Origin of the sequence: Rahnella sp. ChDrAdgB13 (assembly GCF_017655185.1) — a bacterium.
GTDB classification, from domain to species: domain Bacteria; phylum Pseudomonadota; class Gammaproteobacteria; order Enterobacterales; family Enterobacteriaceae; genus Rahnella; species Rahnella contaminans.
Map to the genome: position 1 here is coordinate 1 of NZ_JAEMGT010000026.1, position 15,372 is coordinate 15,372.

A 15,372-nucleotide genomic window follows, 5' to 3' on the forward strand; every position below is an offset into this window, starting at 1 on the left:
CGCTACAGGATCGAGAATGTGGTGATCTGATCCTGATTACGGCAAAAAGTTCGATTTATTCAACAAAGCCGGTTTGCTACAAAAACCTATAAATCCTTAAACGTCCCCAGCCTGAACCCGCGCTCTGCAATCGCCTGTTTCAGCGATGCGGACGTCAGAACATCCAGCTCAGCCAGCCGCGGATAGCAATATTTGCTCGCCAGGATCGTGTTATCGATAAACGAAGGATGGCACATGATTTCCACGGACTCATCGCCGCGCGCGGTGGCCTGATCCAGCGTATTCAGAAACAGCGCTTCTGAAATCGCTTCGCCGTAGAAAGTGCTGTCGAAACCCTGCGTGCTTTTCGCGCCGCGCAGAACAATTTCGCCCTTCCTGATTTCATCGCGATCGATGCGTATCGCCACGCCTTGTTCTTTCGCAAAAGCTTCCACAATCGGAAATATTGGCGCAAGCAGATGTACGTGATGATGGCTGTCGATATGCGTGGGAAGACGGCCAAAAAGTTCTACAAACCGTGCAAACTGGGCTTTCAGCTCCTGCTTAATTTCATCAAGAGGCAGCGTGCCCTGCTCCGCCATTTCCCAGATCCATTTTCCCAGTTCACCGTTCTCGCGCACCAGACCGGGCATCGGAGAAAGCGGTTTTCCCAGCGTCAGGACAAAATGCATCCCGACGGCCAGCCCCGGATTTGCCGCACTCAGCGTCGCAGCGTGCCCGATGGTTGGCATATTCATCATCGCCGTGGTGGACGTCACGACGCCATTGCTGAACGCGTCGATAATCCCGTAATTCTGCGCTTTGCACAGCCCGAAATCGTCGGCGTTCACAATCAGTAATTTATCCATAAGCGTCCCTTTTTAACGCGCCCTCCTTTTTACGGGAGGGCGGCGGATTATTTCAGCGCGGCAATGGTATCGGCAAAGTTGGGCAGCAGCGCTTCATGGGCGAGCAACATTTCCCGCGCCAGTATTTCAGCATCTTTATCGGAATGAATCAGCGGGCTGAGGTTCAGCGCCAGCAGGACATCATTGAATTTTCCGCTCAGTGCCGCCTCGCTGGCCGCGATTTCGAAGCCTTTAATCGTGTAGATCAGGCCGAGCACTTTATCGTCAAAATGCGTGACCCGCGGATGCGGTTTCGCGCCGTCGCGGCCAATCGTGCAGGTCATTTCCACTGCCCAGTCCGCCGGAATATTATCAATATGGCCGTTGTGCGGGAAGTTGACGTACTGCTCGGTCTGCTTGTCGTTGTAAATCGCGCTGATCACTTCGCAGGCCGCGTCGGAATAATACGCGCCGCCGCGCAGTTCCAGCTCTTTTGGTTTGACGTTCAGCTCCGGATTTTTGTACAGATCGAAGAGTTGTTTCTCGACTTTCTGTACCACGGTTGCCCGCGCGCCGCCCTTGTAGAATTCGCCCATTTCAATCGCCAGCATCTCTTTCTGCTTAAAGTAATACAGCAGATACGAGCATGGCAGAAGGTTCAGCGAGCGGATCAACCCTTCGCTAAATGGTAAATCAAAGATGTTTTTCACCGAACCGGCGGTCAGTGTGCCGGACGCCACGCCGTCGAGCAGCTCTGCAAAACGGGATTCGCCGTTAACCAGCACGTCTTTGATGAACACCATGTGGTTCAGGCCAAAGAGGTCGATCGACAAATCGTCTTCAGCTGACAGTTTCAGCACATCCTGAATGAACATTTTCATGCCAACAGGAATGTTGCAGACGCCGATGAATTTTTTGAATTGGGTGTGACGGAATACCGCTTCTGTCACCATGCCCGCCGGGTTAGTGAAGTTAATCACCCAGGCATCAGGGCAGATTTCTTCGACATCTTTGATGATGTCAAAAATCACCGGAATTGTGCGTAAGCCTTTAAATAACCCGCCCGCACCGTTGGTTTCCTGCCCCAGATAACCGTGGCTCAGCGGGATACGTTCATCAAGTTCACGCGCTTTTAATTGACCGACGCGCAGCTGCGTAGTGACGAAATCAGCCCCGGCCAGCGCTTCACGGCGATCCAGCGTTTTATGTATTTCAATTGACACACCCGCGCGTTCAACCATACGCACGCACAGATCGTAAATAATATCCTGTTTGGCTTTTCCGCCTTCAACATCGACCAGCCACAATTCGGTAATCGGTAACTCGTCGTAACGCTTAATAAAGCCTTCAAGTAATTCAGGGGTATAACTGCTTCCGCCACCAATGGTGACCACTTTCAGTTTTTTACGCATAGGAACTCCCGTGCAATAATAATGCACTGTAAATTACAAAACCGATTAATTTAAAAATCCAAATAAAAATGGATATTTAGTTAATGCTGAATAATTTCTTTCTGTAATGATTCGGCGTAAATGAAGTCAGCTTTTTGAAATTCTTAATAAACATACTCGGGCTGCTGTAACCGGACTCAAATGCAATATCGGTGACGGAGTAGTTCGTAATTTCCAGCTGCTTCTTCGCAAAATCAATACGAATCTCATTGATAATCTGCATCGGCGTTTTGCCGTAATGGCGCTGCGTGGCACGGGTCAGATATTCCTGAGACTTACCGGATAACTGCACCATATTGGATAATGCCTTGTCTCCGAAACGCGATTTATCATGCATTTTCTCAACCGCCATCGTCAGCCAGCCCGGAATATCCGCGGTCACTTCCGATTCACGATGGTGGCGCAGACGGTTAACGATATAAAACGTTACCATCTCAAGAAATTCATTAAACTCGCCGTTACGAAAGTTAAGGGACGCCGTGACGGACTCAATATAATTTAGAAATTCGTGGTTTATTTTATAAACCTGCGACGCAATAAACTGTGCCGGTAACAGGGTCAGATAATGCTGCTCAAAAAAAGCTTTACTGATGCCGACATTCAGTATTCTTGTCGCGCCAAATTCATAAAAGCTTTGATGATTCGAACCCAGAGGAATAAAAACAAAATCTCCGCGCTCCAGCAATACCCTTTTCCCGTTGACGTTCTGGTAATACCGCCCCGTCAGCACCACGGTAAATTCGTAGTAATCATGTTCATGCAGCCCGGAAATACTCTCTACTTTGTTGTAGATGAACATGTGGAAATTTTGACCGTCGAAGAGTTGATTTTCGCGCGCTGTCTTGATTTCCATGCTCAATACCTGTGGCTGCATCCTGGATCCCTACGTTATTTTATTTTCTCATGAAGCTCAATGAGTTCTGCAATCAGTTCGCGGGCCAGCATCGACGTCATCAGATGATCCTGCGCATGGACCAGCACCAGGCTGACTTTGGTTTTCCCTTCACCCTGATCACCTTCAATCAGTTTGGTCTGCACCAGATGCGCCTCGTTCAGCGCCATTTTTGACTGCGCCATCACCGCGCGCGCTTGCTCAAAATCGCCCTCTTTGGCTTTTTTCAGCGCCGCGTACGCCAGGCTGCGCGCCTGTCCGGAGTTAATAATTAACCCCATCACCACTTCTTCCAGATCCTGCAATTCAGTTTCAGTCTCAACAATGCTGTCTAAATCAAACATGTTTATCTCTCCTTGAAAGTCCGCTGAATGGCGGGGCTGCTTTCGCCCCGCTTTCAGGTCAGATTAGAATTTCAGTGCGGCTGCAATATCTTCTTCGCTTTCTTCTTCTTCAATAATCGCCTGTGCCTTGTTGGAAAGAATCACGAAAGGCATGTAAACCAACGTGGCGACACCGAGGTTGAACAAGGCGACCAGCAGCGCCGCAATGCTGCCGTTACTGTTAAAGAAAGCACCCAAACCGGTCGGCATGGTCCACGGTGCAAGGTTGGTGACCGGCGGAATGATGCCCATGCTGTAGGCCGCCAGCGTGATAGCGGCCAGAATCGGCTGCACCAGCACGAACGGGATGAACATGACCGGGTTCATGATAATTGGCAGACCAAACAGAATCGGCTCATTAATCTGGAAGATACCTGACGGCAGTGCCAGCTTCGCCACCTGACGGTGATCCGCACGGCGTGATGCAATAAAGATGGCGATAATCAGACCCAGCGTTGCCCCGGAACCGCCTAACAGAATATAGGAGTCGAGCATCGGTTTGGCCCAGAAGTGGAAGGTCTTACCCGCTTCAATCGCCGCACTCACAGAACCGTACTCGGTATACAACGCGATGTTTTCCAGCGCCCACGGAGTCATGATGCCGTTATCCAGCGCGGTCAGCGCCAGAGAACCATGCACACCAAAGAACCACAGCAGTGAGTTGAAAATTACATATGCCCAGCCCACCACGCTTCCCATTGACGCCAGAGGTTTGGAAATGGAATCCATAATAATCTGGTGGAAGTTGTGGCCATATAATCCGAGCAACCAGGAAATTACCCCGAAAATAAACAGAATAATAAAGCCCGGAATTAACGCGGAGAAAGAACGCGAAACGGAAGTCGGGACGCTGGCGGGCAAGGTAATGACCCAGTTGCGGCGAATAACAAACGTGAACATTTCGGCGACAACAAGCCCGATTACCATCCCCGAAATAATATTCGCGCCACCCAGCCAGTTTGCGCCAACGGCATACGCTTCACCGACGCTATAAGGTGTAACGGTCATAAATGCGGCAACGGCTAATAATCCCGCCGAGAGTGAATCGACCTTCCGCTCTTCGGCTAACGCCATGCCGATAAAGAACGGCGCCATCAGCGACATTATTCCGAGCGTACCGTTATAAACGTTAATGCCGATAGTTTTTAATCCCGCCAGTGTTTCAATGGTTGACGGGTCTAAACGAACGCCTAAGGAATAAAAGAAGGAACCGGCACCAAAGTTCAGGAATACGTTATTAATTAAAACGAACATGGCGCCAGCCAGTGTCAGCGGCATTAATTTGATGAAGCCATTTTTGATGGCATTAATGTGGGGCTGCTTACCTATTTTTACCGCAAACGGGAGAAGTATCTTTTCAAGTGAATCAATGGCTTTGCTCATTGGCATTTTCCTTTAAAGCCGCCTTCCGGCGGCAAGGTATGAAATTCGCTCTTTGACTGGAGTTCTCTTTGACTTAAAAATGCTAATCACTGCTAATTTAAAATTGACGCAAAAGTTAAAACTTACTGCACTGCTGCTTTTTTGATCGCAGCAACCGCTGCTTTCAATACACCCAATCCATCAATTTTGCCGTAGAGGGCAGAATCAATCACTTCAACCGGCTTGCCCGGTAATACCTTCTTAATTTCTTCCAGCATATAACCAATTTGCGGGCCGAGGAGGATCACATCCGCTGCGCTGCCTTTTTCGGCCGCCAGGGTTTCAGGGAATGCTTCAATAATGACAGGCACTTCGTATTTCTCGGCCTGAACCTTCATTTTAGAAACCAGCAGAGAAGTGGACATTCCGGCGGAACAAAACAAATAAATGACTTTCTTTTCCATAATGAAAACCCTCGTATCCCGTATAGAGTGCAGGTCTGACAACGGATCTTTCTTTATCTGTCATTATTCAGTGTCAGCAGATAAAGAGAGATTGTTAATTGTTTCTGCTTGAGAGAAGTATACGGCAACACTTCCGGCAGGGATAATTCCGAACTTATAGAAATTGTCTCTCCTTGACCATCGCCCATGACTCCCTTCACGTTTTGGGCAAATAATTCGCGGAAATAATTAAGCTCCCCGTTTACAGGGGCACGACGACTGGTCGCTGAGGAGCAGAGGAAAGGATCAGAATTTCCCCCTCAAATTGATCTCTGTCTGATAACAGCGTTTTAACACTTTGGGTCTATCGCCCCTCATTTTCTTGTGAGAAACTGGTAATGATTGCGCAAACATTCGTAGTTTGAACTTGCAACCCAGTGAGCAATACCTTGAATAATATAATAAAGAATCACACAGGTCGTTCCCGTTCGGCCACGCTTGAAGATGTTGCCAGAGAAGCCGGTCTTTCACCGATGACGGTCAGCCGGGCGCTGAATAATCCCAAAGTTGTGCGCCCCGCAACCATCGCCCGAGTGATGGAAGCCGTGAACGTGACCGGGTATATCCCCAATATGCTGGCCGGCGGGCTGGCCACCAGCCGCACGAAGCTGATCGCTGTGGTTGTGCCGCAGATTAACAACAATATGTTTGTCGATACCGTTCAGGCGATCAGCGATGAACTGGCCGCGCGCGGCTACCATATGCTGCTGTGTATTGTCGGTTACGAACCGGACGCAGAAACCGAGATTGTCGCCACCCTGCTTTCGCGCCGTCCGGACGGCATCGTTCTGACCGGTATTCATCATTCGTCAGATCTGAAACGAATCATCCTCAACGCCAATATTCCTGTCGTGGAAATCTGGGATTTGACCCCGACGCCGATTGATATGCTGATCGGTTTTTCCCATGAAAAGGTCGGCAATGCGATTGGCGAATACTTCCTTGAGAAAGGCTTCACGCGTTTTGGTTTTATCTGTGCCTCGGACAGACGCGCCGTGGTGCGCAAGAATGGCGCGATCTCCGTCTTACGTTCACAGCCCGGCACAGAAATCCGCGAAATGATGGTGTCGCTGCCTGCCAATATGGAAGTCGGACGGGCAGCGCTGAAAGAGATGCTTTCCCGCGGCGAGCGTTTCGACGCGATCATTTGCAGTTCCGACACGCTGGCTCAGGGCGTGATCATGGAAGCGGAAGCCCGGGGGCTGCGCGTACCCGACGATTTCTCGGTGATGGGTTTTGCCGATTTGAATTTCGCGGCTCATAACAGGCCTTCGATCACGACCGTCAGCGTAGATAAATGGGCGCTGGGGATCCGGGCAGCCACTATGCTGGCGGACAGAATTGAAGGGATTAAGGTTGAAGAACCGATTGTGGATACGGGGTACAGATTGGTGATCAGGGAGTCCGCTTAATTTTTGGGCTCGCCGCCCAAACAGCTTTGAAGCAGCGGCCTGGCGTAAATTTCGGTTTTTCAATTGCGGTTATCACTCAGCGGCTCGCGCCGAAACCGACCAAAGAGGCCCAGGAAGGAGCCTCTTAAGGCCAGTTTGGGCGGCAAGCCCAAGGTTTTGACCTTAATAAAAACATTAAATGTTAATTTAAATCCTCTTCCAAATTTTATTCCATTTTCTAAATGTTAAAAATGTTAGGTAACATTCATATCAACAAATAACATTAACTTTCCTCCCGGAATTATATTGACCTAAATTTAACCGGAATTATCCAGCGTTATTCTTTGATAAGAAATGCTAAATTTCTGAAACTACACACCCAAACCAAATAATCATAACTCACTGTTTTATAGAAAATTTAAACTCACCACTGATATAGGGGAACATAAGGAATATCTCCTCCTCACATTCCTTGTGGAAATTAGTCATTTATTTTAAATGTAGCGGTGATATTATAAATTTGTACCCAAAAATAATAACAATTAACCCAAACTTAACATCAGGCATGTGAGAGTCGTAATTCTATGCTCCTTCAAAAAAAAACTACCCGTCGCAAGTTTTTACTTGGGTCGCTGATGGCGTTGCCTGTCGGCACCATCATGATGAAAGGACTGTCAGCGGCACAAGCTGCGGAAATGGCTGCCCCGGACTTACTCGATTATAAACCGATCTTTTTCAGCGCCGGTGAGTGGCAGTTTATTATGGCCGCCGCTGACCGCCTGATCCCCGCTGGCGGTAAAGGCAAAGCGCCGGGCGCACTCGAAACCAACGTGCCCATTTTTATCGATCAGCAAATGCACGGCGATTTCGGTGAAGAAATCTACATGCAGGGGCCGTTCAACGTGCATGCTCCGGCCACGATGGGGTATCAGATCCCCTTCCGCCCGCAGCAAATCTACAAAACCGGCATTCGCATCGCGAACAGCTGGTGTCAGCAAAATCATCAGAAAGCCTTCCATGAACTTAGCGATCAGGACAAAGACAGTGTGCTGACTCAATTGCAGAAAAACGGCATTAAGTTTGCGGACGCGGGCGAAGAGAATCTCGTCGCTTCGCAATTCTTCAGTGAACTGCTTTCCGACACCAAACACGGTTATCTGGCAGATCCGATCTACGGCGGAAACAAAGGGATGAAGGCGTGGATCGCCATCGGATTCCCCGGCGCACGCGCCAGTTTCACCGAGTGGGTTAAGCAGCACAACGTCCCGTATCCGCTGGGGCCTGTGAGCCTGCAGGGCGCACGAGCCTGAGTGCCTCGCCCTATTCCCCTTTTCTGATGACTGACAGGATTTAAGATGGCAAAAGTAACGAAACCAGAAGTCGACGTCGTTGTCGTCGGCCTCGGCTGGGCCGGCTCACTGATGAGTATCGAGCTGGCGATGGCAGGCCTGACCGTTCGCGCGCTCGAACGCGGCGGCGATCGTGGCTATGAAGAATTTGCATACCCGAAACCGGCAGACGAATACGCCTATGCGGTGCGAAACAAAGTCATGGCGACACCGGCAGAAGCCGCCGTCACCGTGCGGTACAACATGAGTGAAACCGCGCTGCCGACCCGTAAATGGGGCGCGTTTGCGCCGGGCACGGGCGTGGGCGGTTCCGGTCTGCACTGGACAGCGGTTCTGATCCGCCCGACACCGACCGATTTGAAACTCAAAACCTACGCCGACGAAGCCTACAAGCCGGGTATCCTGCAGGAAGACATGCGCATCATGGATTTCCCGTTCACCTGGGATGAAATCGAACCGTATTACACCAAGTTTGAGCACATCTGCGGTCAGTCCGGTAAAACCGGCAACCTGCGCGGCCAGATTATGGAAGGCGGTGACCCGTTTGAAGGGCCACGCTCCGAGCCGTATCCGCTGCCAGCGCTGGAAGACACGCTCAACAGCAGCATGTTTGCTGAAGTCACCAAAAAAATGGGCTATCACCCGTTCCCGAACCCGTCTGCCTGCGTGTCCCGCGCATGGACCAACCCGTACGGCAATCAGATAGCGCCGTGTAACTACTGCGGTTATTGCAGTAAATATCCGTGCCTGAACTACTCGAAAGCCTCGCCGCAAACTGCCGTGATGGACGCGCTGAAACGCATGGATAACTTCTCTTATGAAGTCCATGCCAATGTGCTGAAAGTCGAGTTGCACGATGATAAGAAAACCGCCAAAGGCGTTGTCTACATGGACGCAGACGGCAACGAATGCTTCCAGCCGGCGAAAATCGTGGTACTCAGCAGCTTCCAGTTCTGCAACGTGCGCCTGATGCTGCTTTCCGGCATTGGTAAACCGTACAACCCGATCACCGAAGAAGGCGTGATTGGCCGTAACTATGCGTTCCTGAGCAACGGCGGTTCGACGTTATTCTTCAAAGACAAAAACTTCAATCCGTTTGCCACAGCAGGCGCCACCGGCCAGATGTTCAACGACATCTCTCCGGGCAATTTCGACGGCCCTGCTCTGGGCTTCATCGGCGGCGCAAAAATCCACAGTTCTCAGGCCACCGGTACGCCAATCAGCACGTCTCTGCCAAAAGGCACGCCTGCGTGGGGCACCGGCTGGAAAGAAGGGATGGAAGAATGGTACGGCCATTCGATGAAAATCAGCATCACCACCACCTGCCAGTCTTACCGCGACATTTATCTGGATCTCGATCCGAACTACAAAGATGAATACGGCTATCCGTTGCTGCGCATGACCTTCGACTGGAAGCAGAACGAACTTAAATTGCAGCAATATCTGAAAGGCATCGTCGGCAATATCACCAAAGAGCTGAACCCGGACAGCTACAGCGAAAGCTTCCTGCCGATGGACGCGCACTTTGACCTGACCAAATACGTTTCCACGCACAATGTGGGCGGCGCGGTGATGGGCGATAACCCGAAAACCTCGGCGCTGAACAAGTTCCTGCAAAGCTGGGATGTGCATAACGTGTTTGTGCCGGGCGGTAATGCTTTCCCGCAGAACTTCCAGGCTAACCCGACGGACACCATCGGGGCGATCACCCTGATGGCGGCGCAGGCGATTAAAGATCAGTACCTGAAAAACCCTGGTCCACTGGTTCAGGCATAAGCGGAGATGAACAGGATGAAACTCAAAAGTTTATTTATCGCTAATGCCCTGCTGCTGGGTGCAGGATTTATGGCGAATGCGCAGGCGGAGACCAACCCACAGTCCGGTAACGCGGCGCTGATCAAACAGGGCGAATACGTGGCGCGTCTGGGCGACTGCGGCGCGTGCCATACGGTCGCGGGCAAACCGGCGTTTTCAGGCGGACTGGCGATCAATTCGAATCTGGGCACCATTTATTCGACCAACATTACACCGGATAAAGACCACGGCATCGGCGGTTATACCGAAGCCCAGTTCTCGGACGCGGTGCGTAAAGGCGTTCTGCCGGACGGTACGCGTTTGTATCCGGCGATGCCTTATCCGGATTACGCCAAAATCAATGATGAAGATATGCACGCGCTTTACGTTTACTTTATGCAGGGCGTAAAACCGAGCGCGGAACAGCCACCGGAAACGGATCTGAGCTTTCCGTTCAGCCAGCGCTGGGGCATGCGTTTCTGGAACTGGGCGTTCGCGTCTGATAAACCTTTCCAGCCCATCGGCGGCGCTTCTGAGCAGGTGAACCGTGGTGCGTATCTGGTGGAAAGTCTGGGGCACTGCGGCAGTTGTCATACTCCGCGCGGTTTCGGTATGAACGAGAAAGCGCTGGACAGCAGCGACTCTGATTTCCTGGCGGGCGGCAGCCTGAATAACTGGGACGTCCCTTCCCTGCGCGGCGTCGCGCACTGGAACGAGCAGGAAATCGTCGATTATCTGGGCAAAGGACGTAATGACAAAGCGGCGGTGGGCGGCGAGATGACGTCTGTGGTGGAAAACAGTACCGCACACATGACCGATGACGATCTGAAAGCCATTGCGGCGTACATCAAGTTCCTGGGCGGCAACCCGCCGGTTCCGGCAGAGGATACGCAGAAAGCCAGCGCGACCGAAGCCAAACTGACCGCGGCGAAAAACCTCAGCGAAGGCGAGCGTCTGTATCTGGATAACTGCGGTGCCTGCCACTTCGTGACCGGTAAAGGCGCACCGGGCGTGTTCCCGCAGCTAGATCAGGCCACGATTGTGAATGCCAAAGACCCGACCGGATTGATCCACACCATCCTCGCCGGAGCTCAGCAGCCGTCCACCGCACGCGCACCGTCCACGCTGGCGATGCCGGGCTTTGCCAACCGTCTGACTGATGAAGAAGCGGCGCAACTGTCGACCTTTATCCGTCAGGGCTGGGGCAACAACGCACCGGCGGTGACGGCAAAAGATGTCAGTGAAGTCAGAAAAACTCTGACGAAGTAATCCCTTTTGTAAGCACAAACGGCTTTCCTCACGGAAAGCCGTTTTTTTTACCTAATCAGGCCGCCGCCGTTTCATGCAAATGACGCCACAGAATCATTCCTTCTGCATCCACCACAAATAACACCGTGGAATAACGCAGCGTTTCCGGCTGGCCGGGCAACTGCTGGCGTTCCTGATACGCAACGACGGCGCCTTTTTCACTTTCCGCAACCAGCACCGGCTTTTCGACCTCAATCTTCAGTCCGCTTTTCGCGCCCCGCTGCGCCCTGAAAAACGCACACAATGCCGGATGGTCCAGCCGGTGGCCGGTGATCGTCACCATCGAATAGGCCGGACTAAAGCGCGCCAGCAGTTCATCACAAACCTGCTCGGGTGCGCCGGAGTCCGAAAACCAGCGCTGGATTAACTCATGCGCTTCAAACACTTCTTTCACAAAACGATTCATCTGCTCTCCTTTTGAAGTTCTCGCTGATTCGGTTCCTGCACAATTTCACGGCCAGGTAACCGCAGACACAGCAACACCGGAACAATAACGCTGACGGCAGCAAGAATGAACGCCAGCCTGAACGCCGATTGCGGAAGGTAAATCTGCAAAATATTGAGCATTACGCTGACCAGCGTCACGCCCAGACAAAAACTCAGCTGGCGGTTGATGTTCCAGAGCGCACTGGCATCAGCCAGTTTCTCCGTCTGAATATGTAAGAACGCGCCACTTTGCGCCGTGCTGCTGCACAAACTGCTGCCCGCTCCCATCAGCGTGAACGCGGCGATCGCCAGCCACGGTGCTGCGGGAAACACACTGAGCAGCGCCAGCAAGCCAATACCTGCTCCCTGAATCAGGCAACCGGGGATAAACAGCGCCCGCGGCCCCAGCCGGTTAAACATTTTGCCGGTAAAACTGATGGCAGCAAACGACGCCAGCGACCAGGGCAACATCAGACTGCCTGACTGCGCCGCTGAGAAATGGTGTTCATTTTGCAGATACAGCATCGCAATCAAACTGACGCCGGTAAAGACACCGGGAATACACTGATAAACCAGCATGCCAGTGCGCAACAGCGGATCTTTTATCAGCGTCAGATCCAGTAAAGGCTCCGTCTGTTTTCGGGATACGCGAATAAACATCGCCATCAGCCCTGTGCCCGCCAGCAATAACGCGCTGCCGCTCAGCCATTCACTGCTTTCGCCCAGCGATGTCAGTCCCCATAACACCAGCATCAGCCCGCCGTTAAGCAGCAAAAATCCCTTGAGATCGAACCTTTCAGCCGGTTCATACGGGGCTTCTGGCAACCATAAAAGGGCCAGAACCCAGGCCAGCAGCGCCAGAGGCAGGCTGGCAATAAACACCCAGCGCCAGCTGAAACTGTCAACGATAATGCCGCCGATGGCCGGAGAAAGCGCCGGTGCCAGCAGCCCGACCAGCATGATCACCGCCGAAAGTCTGGCGCGTTCATGGCTGGGGTAAAGTGCGTACGTCAGCGTCTGCCCGAGCGGGATCAATAATCCACCGCCCAGCCCCTGCACAATACGCCAGCCAGTCAGCGTGGTCAGATGGGTGGCGCCAGCGGCACCAAAAGAGGCGACCATAAAAATCGTCAGGGAAAGGATAAACACCCGCCGCGCCCCGAAACGTGCGGTTAAAGCCCGGCTGAGCGGAATAACCAGCGTCAGCCCGAGGATATAGCCGGTGCTGACCCACGCCAGCGCACTGACCGGTGCATCAAACTGCCGTGCGATGCCGGGATAGGCTACGTTGGCGATAAACATGTTGATCAGATCAACGAAAAAACCGAGTAAATATACCGCGGCAACCCGCGCCCTGTGGCTCATCAGCTCTCTTCCACAATCCGTTAAGCCGTGCAATCTAACGGAGAACTTCTCTGGGATAAATGGGCGGGACACAGTTACACTGTCAAAATAATTTTGACAATAAGGAAGCGGGAAATGCTGAATTTGCAGCGGCTGGAGATTTTTGTGGCGGTGGTGAACGCAGGCAGTTTTACCGGCGCAGCAGCCTCGCTCGGGCTGACCAAAGCGGTGGTCAGTTTCAACGTCAAACAACTGGAAAGTGAAACCGGCGTCGCGTTGCTGACCCGCAGCACGCGACGGCTCGCACTGACTGAATCGGGCGAACGCTTTTATCAGCGTTGTCAGACCTTGTTGCAGGAAGCCGAAGCGGTGCTGGACGATGTGCGCCGCGATCACGGCGGCCTGAGCGGACAACTACGCATCACCAGCACCCCGGAATACGGCGCGCGCGTAGTGGTTCCGGCACTGGCGGCGTTTTCCTCGCTGCATCCGCAATTACGCATTCAGCACGTCGCGTCCTCGAATCACGATGATCTGATTGCCGGACGTTTTGATCTGGCGATCCGCCTCGGTCAGTTAGCCGATTCCAGCCACCACGCCGCCACACTGGGGAGTTTTGAAATCCTGCCGGTCGCCTCAGCGGAGTATTTACATCAATCGGGAGAAATTCAAACGCCGGAAGAGCTGGCTCAGGCCTCGTGGATTGCACACAGCCGTTTGCCGCTGCCGATGAGCTGGCCGGTGACAAATGCTCATGGAGAGAAGATACCTTTCCGGGTTTCCTCGCCTCCGGCCGTGACCGCCGACAGCGCTTCGGCGCTGTTAGCTTTTGCGCTGGCCGGTGCTGGCGTCGCCCTGCTGCCGGACTGGCTGGTGCAACCGGAAATCGACGCACTGCGTTTATGCCATTTTCTGCCCGATCACCGTTTCCCGCCACAGGGTATTTTTGCGCTCTATCCAAACACACGTCATGTCCCTGAAAAAGTGCGGTGTTTTATCGACTTTCTGAAAAAACAGATGGCAGAGTCACACGCTCAGTCTAAGATTTAGTTCAGCTAACAGAAGGAAAACGCTGACTATGATCCTCGAAACATCGCGGTTAATTCTCCGGCCTGTAGAGGCTGATGATATCGGTTCATTTTTCGCTATTTACGGCGATCCGCAGACAAATCTTTTTAATCCACGTGGCCCGATTAAAGATATGGCGGCGGCGAAGGAAAAACTCGGCGGCTGGTTACAGGAATGGCCCGAGCACGGTTTCGGACATTGGGCGATTACGCTGAGCCATAAGCCAGATGACATTATCGGTTTTGGAGGTCTGGGGGTCCGTGAAGGTTACGAGAATCACCGGGTATTTCTCGGTTATCGCTTTGCGACCAGCGCGTGGGGAAAAGGGCTGGCAACGGAATTTGCCAGCGCAGCACTTAACGCCGGTTTTGAGAAACTGGGCATTAAGCGGATTTCTGCCACCGTGCGCGAAAACCATCTGGCGTCGCAGCGCGTACTGGAGAAAATCGGCATGCAGAAAGTCGGTTTTGAAGGTGATCCGGTACACGGTGTCGGGAGCTATCTTTACCGGCAAACGGATCAGCGTTCAGTCCGCTGACGTTTATGGTAAGCAGGTGATCAGCGCGTCAACGTCGCCTGCGGTGATCAGCGCCAGATGGGCGGAAACCTTCTCAACCGGCCAGTTCCACCAGGCGATCTGCTCCAGGCGTGCGATTGTCTCACTGTCGAAACGGTATCTGATGACCTTAGCAGGATTACCTCCCACGATGGCGTAAGCAGGGACATCGCCGGTGACCACAGATTTCGATGAAACAATGGCGCCGTTCCCGACCTTAACGCCGGGCATAAACAGGGCTTCATAGCCAATCCAGACGTCATGCCCGATCACCGTATCGCCTTTAAAAGGCAGGTCTTCTGCCGCTGGCGTCACCTTTTCCCATCCGTTGCCAAAAATTTGAAACGGATAGGTCGAAATGCCCGAGAGCTTGTGATTCGCCCCGTTCATGATGAATTTCACCCCGCGGGCCAGGGCACAGAACTTTCCAATCACCAGCTTATCGCCAATAAACGGAAAGTGATAAAGCACGTTGCGCTCGAAATCTTCTGAATCAACGGGATCGTCGTAGTAGGTGTAGTCGCCAATAATAATATCGGGATTGCTGACGGTGTTTTTGATGAAGCAGATCTGAGGAAAACCTGCCATCGGATGCTTGTTATCGGGGGACGGACCCAACATGTTATCTCCTTATATAAATGACCCGGCGGGACAGGACGCTGCCCCCCACTAAGAGTCATGGTGCCAGCACTCTATTTTAGAGGATAATCGCGGGTAA

15 protein-coding genes are annotated in these 15,372 nt (G+C 52.4%); 6 read left to right on the forward strand and 9 right to left on the reverse strand.

Features of this window, described 5'->3' with window-relative positions:
- Positions 1-86 precede the first annotated feature (86 nt).
- The 6 genes from chbG to J8X26_RS08895 form a co-directional block, all read right to left on the reverse strand.
- Positions 87-848 (reverse strand): chitin disaccharide deacetylase, encoded by a 762-nt coding sequence (chbG, locus tag J8X26_RS08870; RefSeq protein ID WP_208950698.1) that lies wholly within the window; start codon positions 846-848, stop codon positions 87-89.
- Between the two features lie 47 nt (positions 849-895).
- Positions 896-2,239, reverse strand: coding sequence for a 6-phospho-beta-glucosidase (locus J8X26_RS08875; RefSeq protein WP_152326758.1), 1,344 nt, complete (start codon positions 2,237-2,239; stop codon positions 896-898).
- Positions 2,240-2,315: 76 nt separating this feature from the next.
- Positions 2,316-3,152 (reverse strand): transcriptional regulator ChbR, encoded by an 837-nt coding sequence (gene chbR / locus J8X26_RS08880; protein WP_152326757.1) that lies wholly within the window; start codon positions 3,150-3,152, stop codon positions 2,316-2,318.
- A gap of 14 nt (positions 3,153-3,166) precedes the next feature.
- On the reverse strand, positions 3,167-3,514 hold the full coding sequence (gene chbA / locus J8X26_RS08885) for a PTS N,N'-diacetylchitobiose transporter subunit IIA (protein ID WP_152326756.1): 348 nt from the start codon (positions 3,512-3,514) through the stop codon (positions 3,167-3,169).
- Between the two features lie 63 nt (positions 3,515-3,577).
- A complete protein-coding gene (chbC, locus tag J8X26_RS08890; protein ID WP_152326755.1) occupies positions 3,578-4,936 on the reverse strand; it encodes a PTS N,N'-diacetylchitobiose transporter subunit IIC in 1,359 nt (452 codons plus the stop codon).
- A 122-nt stretch (positions 4,937-5,058) separates the two neighbouring features.
- Positions 5,059-5,379: a PTS sugar transporter subunit IIB gene (locus J8X26_RS08895; protein WP_152326754.1), complete on the reverse strand. Its 321-nt coding sequence runs from the start codon at positions 5,377-5,379 to the stop codon at positions 5,059-5,061.
- A 428-nt stretch (positions 5,380-5,807) separates the two neighbouring features.
- Between J8X26_RS08895 and J8X26_RS08900 the strand changes: the two genes are divergently transcribed.
- The 4 genes from J8X26_RS08900 (at position 5,808) to J8X26_RS08915 (ending at position 11,221) form a co-directional block, all read left to right on the forward strand.
- Positions 5,808-6,830, forward strand: coding sequence for a LacI family DNA-binding transcriptional regulator (locus J8X26_RS08900; protein WP_208950699.1), 1,023 nt, complete (start codon positions 5,808-5,810; stop codon positions 6,828-6,830).
- A gap of 563 nt (positions 6,831-7,393) precedes the next feature.
- Positions 7,394-8,119, forward strand: a complete 726-nt coding sequence (locus J8X26_RS08905; protein ID WP_152326752.1) for a gluconate 2-dehydrogenase subunit 3 family protein — start codon at positions 7,394-7,396, stop codon at positions 8,117-8,119.
- 45 nt (positions 8,120-8,164) lie between these two features.
- On the forward strand, positions 8,165-9,934 hold the full coding sequence (locus J8X26_RS08910) for a GMC family oxidoreductase (RefSeq protein ID WP_208950700.1): 1,770 nt from the start codon (positions 8,165-8,167) through the stop codon (positions 9,932-9,934).
- Between the two features lie 15 nt (positions 9,935-9,949).
- The gene (locus J8X26_RS08915; protein WP_374101274.1) at positions 9,950-11,221 is read left to right on the forward strand and encodes a cytochrome c; all 1,272 of its coding nucleotides are present in this window, start codon (positions 9,950-9,952) and stop codon (positions 11,219-11,221) included.
- A gap of 55 nt (positions 11,222-11,276) precedes the next feature.
- Here J8X26_RS08915 and J8X26_RS08920 read toward each other — a convergent pair whose 3' ends face one another.
- Both J8X26_RS08920 and J8X26_RS08925 read right to left on the reverse strand, forming a co-directional pair.
- Positions 11,277-11,666 carry a DUF4440 domain-containing protein gene (locus J8X26_RS08920; protein ID WP_208950702.1) on the reverse strand — a complete coding sequence of 130 codons (390 nt, stop codon included), beginning with the start codon at positions 11,664-11,666 and terminating at the stop codon, positions 11,277-11,279.
- The gene (locus J8X26_RS08925) at positions 11,663-13,051 is read right to left on the reverse strand and encodes an MFS transporter (protein ID WP_208950703.1); all 1,389 of its coding nucleotides are present in this window, start codon (positions 13,049-13,051) and stop codon (positions 11,663-11,665) included. Before J8X26_RS08925 ends, J8X26_RS08920 begins: the two co-directional genes overlap by 4 nt.
- A 114-nt stretch (positions 13,052-13,165) precedes the next feature.
- Here J8X26_RS08925 and J8X26_RS08930 point away from each other — a divergent pair, with 114 nt between their 5' ends.
- Together J8X26_RS08930 and J8X26_RS08935 are read left to right on the forward strand one after the other, a co-directional pair.
- On the forward strand, positions 13,166-14,080 hold the full coding sequence (locus J8X26_RS08930; protein ID WP_208950704.1) for a LysR family transcriptional regulator: 915 nt from the start codon (positions 13,166-13,168) through the stop codon (positions 14,078-14,080).
- Between the two features lie 28 nt (positions 14,081-14,108).
- Complete coding sequence (locus tag J8X26_RS08935; protein WP_208950705.1) at positions 14,109-14,636, forward strand: GNAT family N-acetyltransferase; 528 nt, start codon at positions 14,109-14,111, stop codon at positions 14,634-14,636.
- 3 nt (positions 14,637-14,639) lie between these two features.
- On the opposite strand, the gene J8X26_RS08940 is transcribed toward J8X26_RS08935, so the two are convergent.
- Positions 14,640-15,275, reverse strand: a complete 636-nt coding sequence (locus J8X26_RS08940) for a Vat family streptogramin A O-acetyltransferase (protein WP_208950706.1) — start codon at positions 15,273-15,275, stop codon at positions 14,640-14,642.
- Positions 15,276-15,372 lie beyond the last annotated feature (97 nt).